The 6,012-nt window shown below is 67.0% G+C and carries 5 protein-coding genes; 2 read left to right on the plus strand and 3 right to left on the minus strand.

Annotation, left to right across the window (positions count from 1 at the left end):
• Positions 1–94 precede the first annotated feature (94 nt).
• Entirely contained in the window at positions 95–2,425 is a 2,331-nt protein-coding gene (locus ACESY8_RS19210; RefSeq protein WP_007490465.1) for a vitamin B12-dependent ribonucleotide reductase, read from the minus strand.
• A gap of 137 nt (positions 2,426–2,562) precedes the next feature.
• Here ACESY8_RS19210 and ACESY8_RS19215 point away from each other — a divergent pair, with 137 nt between their 5' ends.
• Together ACESY8_RS19215 and ACESY8_RS19220 are read left to right on the plus strand one after the other, a co-directional pair.
• Positions 2,563–3,417 carry a CPBP family intramembrane glutamic endopeptidase gene (locus ACESY8_RS19215; protein WP_148341704.1) on the plus strand — a complete coding sequence of 285 codons (855 nt, stop codon included), beginning with the start codon at positions 2,563–2,565 and terminating at the stop codon, positions 3,415–3,417.
• Between the two features lie 16 nt (positions 3,418–3,433).
• Entirely contained in the window at positions 3,434–4,369 is a 936-nt protein-coding gene (locus ACESY8_RS19220; protein ID WP_054339010.1) for a DUF3658 domain-containing protein, read from the plus strand.
• A 52-nt stretch (positions 4,370–4,421) separates the two neighbouring features.
• On the opposite strand, the gene ACESY8_RS19225 is transcribed toward ACESY8_RS19220, so the two are convergent.
• Complete coding sequence (locus ACESY8_RS19225) at positions 4,422–5,192, minus strand: polysaccharide deacetylase family protein (RefSeq protein WP_007491949.1); 771 nt, start codon at positions 5,190–5,192, stop codon at positions 4,422–4,424.
• A 75-nt stretch (positions 5,193–5,267) separates the two neighbouring features.
• Positions 5,268–5,945, minus strand: a complete 678-nt coding sequence (locus ACESY8_RS19230; RefSeq protein ID WP_007491950.1) for a DUF2461 domain-containing protein — start codon at positions 5,943–5,945, stop codon at positions 5,268–5,270.
• Positions 5,946–6,012: the final 67 nt, after the last annotated feature.

A 6,012-nucleotide genomic window follows, 5' to 3' on the forward strand; every position in this document is an offset into this window, starting at 1 on the left:
TTTCTGGGCAGCATGTCCAGTTTGATCACCGGAGGTAGGGGCGGCCCTTGTGGCCGCCCGCCGCGGCAGGTTCAGGCGGGGGGTTACGGCGGCATCAGCCGCACTTGGAGTAGCCGCAGTCGCGGCAGGTGACGCAGCCGCCCTCATGCTCCAGCCGCGCGCCGCACTCGGGGCAGAACTTGGCCAGCTTGGCCTCGGCGGGGGTCATATCGGGGTGGGGGACAGGCGTGGCAGTCTTGGACGCGGCGCTGATGGGCGCGGGGGCGGGGCAGCCGCCGCCCTGTTGGGAGACCTTGAGCACCTTTTCCAGGGCCTTGGCGATGGCGTCGGGGCAGGAGGTGACGGGCACGCCCTGCTGCCGGAGGCAGGAGGGGCAGCGGATCCCCTTGAGCTGGGTGATGATCTCCTTGGGGTCCATACCCGAGCGGATGGCCACGCTGGTCAGGCGGGCGGTGGCCTCACTCTGGCTGGGACAGCCTCCGGCCCGGCCGGTGTTGGTGAATACCTCACAGATGCCGTTCTCGTCGTAGTTGACAGTGATATAAAGGTTGCCGCAGCCGATGCGCACCTTCTCGGTAAAGCCGCTGGTGACGGCGGGGCGCGGCCTCGGCTGGATATGGCCGTAGGCTCCGGATTTGATCAGGCAGGCCGTGCCCTCGCAGCCGGAGTCCAGCACGGCGTCCACCACCGGGTCGCCGGTGGCGGCCTTGCCGTCGTTGACCTTGCCGATGTTGAGCACCTGCTCGTTGCGGCTTCCGTCCCGGTAGATGGTGGTGCCCTTGCAGCCCAGAGTGAAGGCCAGCCGGTAGACCTCGGCGACCTCCTCCTTGGTGGCGGAGTTGGGGAAGTTCACCGTCTTGCTCACCGCGTTGTCTGTGTACCGCTGGAAGGCGGCCTGCATTTTCACATGCCAGATGGGGGACACGTCGTGGGCGCAGACGAACACCCGCCGGATGTCCTCCGGGATGCCGTCCACGTGGGCCAGGGAGCCCTGCTCCACGATTTTGTGCATCAGCTCGTCGGAGTAGATGCCCGCCTCCACCAGCCTGTCCTTCAGAATCTGATTGGTCTCGATGAGGTGGGTGCCGTCCATCACATTGCGGATATAGGCGTAGGCGAACACCGGCTCCACGCCGGAGGATACCCCGGCGATGATGGACAGGGTGCCGGTGGGGGCAATGGTGGTGACGGTGGCGTTTCGGATGGGCCTGCCGTCCCTGTAGATACTCTGGTCAAAGAGGGGGAAGGGGCCCCGGATCTCGGCCAGCTCCTCGCTGGCCTGGTGGCCGATGGAATTCACCGTGTCCATGATCTCCTCGGCCAGGGCGACGCCCTCCTCGCTGTTGTAGGGCACACCCATGTGGAGGAGCATGTCCGCAAAGCCCATGACGCCCAGGCCGATCTTGCGGGTGGAGCGGGTCATCCGGTCGATCTCGGGCAGGGGGTACTGGTTGACCTCAATCACGTTGTCCAGGAAGTGGACGGCGGTGCGGATGGTCTTTTCCAGCTTGGCCCGGTCCAGCACCCACCCGGCGGGGGTCTTCATCAGGTGGTTGACCAGGTTGATGGAGCCCAGGTTGCAGCTCTCATAGGGCAGCAGCGGCTGCTCTCCGCAGGGGTTGGTGGACTCGATCTCCCCCTGGCTGGGCACCACGTTGTCCCGGTTCAGCCGGTCCAGGAAGATGATGCCCGGCTCGCCGGTCTGCCAGGCCGAGGTGACAATGGCATCAAAGACCGCCCGGGCGCTGTGCTGGCCCACCACCCGGCCGGTGGCGGGGTCCACCAGGTCGTAGGGCTTGTCCTGGCTCACCGCCTCCATAAACGCCTCGGTGATGCCCACGGAGAGGTTGAAGTTGGTGATCTCGCGGGTATCGTTCTTGCAGGTGATGAACTCCAGAATATCGGGGTGGTCCACCCGCAGAATCCCCATGTTGGCGCCCCGGCGGGTGCCGCCCTGCTTCACCGCCTCGGTGGCGGCGTTGAACACCTTCATAAAGGAGATGGGGCCGGAGGCCACGCCGCCGGTGGAGTTGACGGTGGAGCCCTTGGGCCGCAGGCGGGAGAAGGAGAAGCCGGTGCCGCCGCCGCTCTTGTGGATCAGCGCAGCGTTCTTGATGGCGTCGAAGATGTCCTCCATGGAGTCGGCCACCGGCAGCACGAAGCAGGCGGAGAGCTGGCCCAGGGGGCGGCCCGCGTTCATGAGGGTGGGGGAGTTGGGCAGGAAGTCCAGGCTGACCATCAGCTCATAAAACTCCTTGGCCGTGGCCACCACGTCCGCCTTGGAATCAAAGCGGCGGTCACCCTCGGCCACAGCGTTGGCCACCCGGCGGAACAGGCCGTCCACGGTCTCGGTGGGCTGTCCCTGCTCGTCCCGGGCCAGGTAGCGCCGCTCCAGCACGGCCTTTGCGTTTTCCGAAATGGGCATATCGTATCTCTCCTCCAGTTGTATTCGAACACAAGATATTGTACCCGCATGAAAGAGAGTTGTCAATATTTCGTTCCTTGTCGGGGAGATAGAAAATTGCTATAATACTTTGGTAATCTTTTTGTGGAGGTGGCGCAATGGAGGCCCGTCAACCCTTTTCCCGCCTGGGCTGGGCCCTGTTCGCCCAGATGGCCGTCATGCTGGCGGCCCAGTGGGGGGTGCTGCTTCTGGCCAGGGCGGCACGGCCCGGCCTGCTGGGAGAGCCGGTGTTTCTGTGGGCGGCGTCCGTCCTGGGGGCCTACGGGCTGGGGATTCCCGCCGCCTGTCTGGTGCTGTGGGGGACGGCGGCCCCGCCCGCCCCGGCCCGCCGCCCGCTGGGGCCGGTCCGCTTCGCGGCCCTTTGGGCCGGCTCCGTGGGGCTGGCCTATCTGGCGAATGGGGCTACCCTGCTCCTCACCGGCCTGCTGGGGCGGCTCCGGGGCGCGGCGGTGGTCAACCCGGTGGAGTCCATCGGCCTCTACCCCCTTCCGCTCCAGCTCCTGCTGGCCGGGCTCATCGCCCCTGCGGCGGAGGAGCTTCTGTTCCGCAGGCTGCTGCTGCGCCGCCTGCGGCCCTATGGGGAGCGCTTTGCGCTGGTGGCCTCCGCCCTTTGCTTCGGCCTGTTTCACGGAAATCTGAACCAGTTTTTTTATGCCTTTCTTCTGGGGCTGGTGCTGGCGGAGCTGGCGCTCTCCACCGGCTGCCTGTGGCAGGCTGTCCTCCTCCACGCGCTGGTCAACCTCTTTTCCATCCTCTGGGGCTGGCTGGGCGGCCCGGTGGTGGTGACGGGTGTGCTGATGCTGGCAGGCGCCATGGTGCCGTTCCGGCTGATCCCCGCGCTTCTGGCCCGTCCGGACGCAGAGCGCGGAACATGGCGGCGCTTTCTCACCAGCCCCGGTTTGCTCTGCTTCGGCGCGCTGTCCCTGTCCCTGGCGCTGTCTTATTTGATTTGAAAGGGTGGATCGTATTATGGTAGAGCTCTGCTTCAACCAGTCGGCACAGGGAGCGCTGAAGATGGCTCAGCACTGCGGCGGCAAAGGCCGCCACAGCGTCGGGATTGTATTTTGCACGTCGGAGGACGGGGAGAAGCCCTCCCGCCGGGCGGTCAGGGCGCGGCTGCGGAAGGTGCGGGCCGAGCAGGACCGGCTGGACAGGTATGCCGTCCCCCTGGGGAACAAAAGCTCCGACGTACTCTGCCTGGGGCTGGCTCTATCCCTGGGGGACATCGCCGCCCCTCTGGCGGAGGACGGACCCCGGCGGGCGCTGTTCCGGCAGTTCCACACCGACTTCCCGCTGGACGGGGCGGAGGCCGACGCGGACTGGAGGGAGGTTCTGGCCGCTGCGGAGGAGCTGAGGGCCCGGGCCGCTACCGGGGAGGAGGTGCGCATCTGGGCGGACGACACCCCGGACGGGGCCTGCGGCCTGCGCCACGCGGCCGCCCTCCTGGCCGGGCTGGACGCCAGGGTGACCCTGGTTTCCCTGCCCCGGTGGTGGGAGCGGCCGGACGGCGCGGTGGTGCGCTGGGAGCGGGGCTGGGGCGAGGTACACCCCGAGGAGTTCGGCCTGCATTTGGGCGGGGCGGAGGAGCTGACCCGTCCGGTGCTGCGCATGCTGGCCCTGGAATGGGAGCGGCTGAGGGAGGAGAACGCCCCCCTCCGGGCGGTGGTCAACGGCAGGGTGATGGGGGTGTCGGAGGACTTCTATGACCCCGTCCTCCGCCGTTGCTTCACGGAGAAGCCGCAGAAGGTGGCGAACGTACTGGGACAGGCCCTGGTTCAGCTCTCCGGCGTGGGGGACTGGCTGCTGGCCCGGCGGCTGCGCGCCATGGCGGAGGCCGGGGCGGTCCGGGTGGACGAGGCGGGGAGCACCCGCGGCTTTTACGGGGCCGCGGTCTGTCTGGCCTGAACGGCAGGGCCCGGGGACGGCAGCGCCCCCCCCCCCCCCCCCCGGGGCCGATTTATGGGTATGCGTTCCAGTACATCTCTCCGGCCTCCAGGGGAAGGCCCCGGGCGGCAAAGAGCTCGTCCACCGTGCAGAACAGGTAGCCCTGCTGGTGGAGCTGGTCTACAATCTGGAGGGCGGCGTCCACCGACTCGGGGAAGATGTCGTGCATCAGGATGATTCCGCCGTCCCTGGCCCCGGCCACCACCTCCCGCACCACCCGGTCGGTGTTCTGATCCCGCCAGTCCTCCGGGTCGATGGACCACAGGATGATGGGGCAGCCCGCCCAGGCCTTTACACTCTCGTCCAGCATGCCGTAGGGGGGACGGAGCAGGAAGTCGTTGTGGCCCAGGGTGGACTTGAGCAGGGCCCGGGTGGTCTCCACCTGGGCGTCGAAGTCGGTCCGGCTCAGATCGGTGAGCTTGACGTGGTCGAAGGTGTGGATGCCCACCTGGTGCCCCTCCTCGTCCATCCGGCGCACCACGTCCCCGTTGTTCTCTATCTGGGCTCCGATGAGGAAAAAGGTGGCCTTCACCCCGCGCTCCGAGAGACCGTCCAGCAGGCGGGTGGTGGTGGAGCGGCGGGGGCCGTCGTCAAAGGTGAGGGCGATCAGCTTCTGTCCCGCTGGAACCGTGGGGCAAGGCTCCCCCTCTCCGGCCTCCAGCACTGCATCGGCCTCCGCCGCCGGCCCCGGCGCGGCCGGGAGCATCCACCCGGCCAGCGCAAAAAGCAGCAGCAGCGCGGGGACAAATGCCCGCGCCCGCCGCCGCCAGGAAGTTCGCTCCATCCCGCCCGCCGCCTTTCCAAAATCCTTTGGCCTTAGTATGCGCTGCTGGCGGGATTGCTTGCGATGTAAATTCTGTTATTGTGCCCGGGGATCGGGGTCACCGCTGAGGGAGAGCATGTATTCATAGTAGGGGAGCAGGAACTCGTACCCCTCCAGCAGGAGATCCACCAGATCGTGGGACCAGAGCGGCTCACCGTGGGGGGCGTCGTGGGAGAGGGCGAAGCTCTTTTTGCTGTACCAGGGGGTGAGCAGCCGGGAGGGGGCGGCCTTGGGGCGCTTGTAGTCCTCCCCCTCCAGCACAAATACGTCCTGCTTCTGGAAGCGGCGGGCCAGCTTTTCCATGGCCTTGGGCTCCCGGTCCATGCGGGCGCGGAACTTGGCCATGGTGACGGCCGGAGCCTGCCAAAAGCCCATGCCGTAGGAGTAGCCCTCCGGGCCCAGCTCGAACCAGAACACCGGCTCGGCGCAGCCCTCCTCGTGGGGGCGGGTCAGGCTCAGCCACAGATGGTCCTTGTAGGGGCCGCGGCCGAAGAGCCGCCGGGCGTCCCGGTAGATGCGGGACACCTTGCAGATGAGGTCCAGGTCGGGATGGCGGTCGGTAAAGGCCCCGTACACCTCGTCGGCCAGCGCCTTCATGGGCCGCTGAAAGGTGGTCAGGTACTCCTCCTTGTGGGCCTCGAACCAGCCCTTTTCGTTGTTGAACCGGATGCCCCACATGAAGTCCACGGTGGCGCCGGAAAAGCCTTGAAACATAAAGAACCTTCTTTCTCTCTATAAGAGCGGAGGCCCTTTGGGCCTCCGCTCAGCCAGTCGAAAAGGT

This window comes from Clostridium sp. ATCC BAA-442 (genome assembly GCF_964239415.1).
GTDB lineage: Bacteria > Bacillota > Clostridia > Oscillospirales > Oscillospiraceae > Flavonifractor > Flavonifractor plautii.

Bases quoted from the DNA above. Each gene is read 5' to 3' on its own strand.
- ACESY8_RS19210 (WP_007490465.1), bottom strand. From the start codon at position 2,425: ATGCCCATTTCGGAAAACGCAAAGGCCGTGCTGGAGCGGCGCTACCTG.
- ACESY8_RS19215 (WP_148341704.1), top strand. From the start codon at position 2,563: ATGGAGGCCCGTCAACCCTTTTCCCGCCTGGGCTGGGCCCTGTTCGCC.
- ACESY8_RS19220 (WP_054339010.1), top strand. From the start codon at position 3,434: ATGGTAGAGCTCTGCTTCAACCAGTCGGCACAGGGAGCGCTGAAGATG.
- ACESY8_RS19225 (WP_007491949.1), bottom strand. From the start codon at position 5,192: ATGGAGCGAACTTCCTGGCGGCGGCGGGCGCGGGCATTTGTCCCCGCG.
- ACESY8_RS19230 (WP_007491950.1), bottom strand. From the start codon at position 5,945: ATGTTTCAAGGCTTTTCCGGCGCCACCGTGGACTTCATGTGGGGCATC.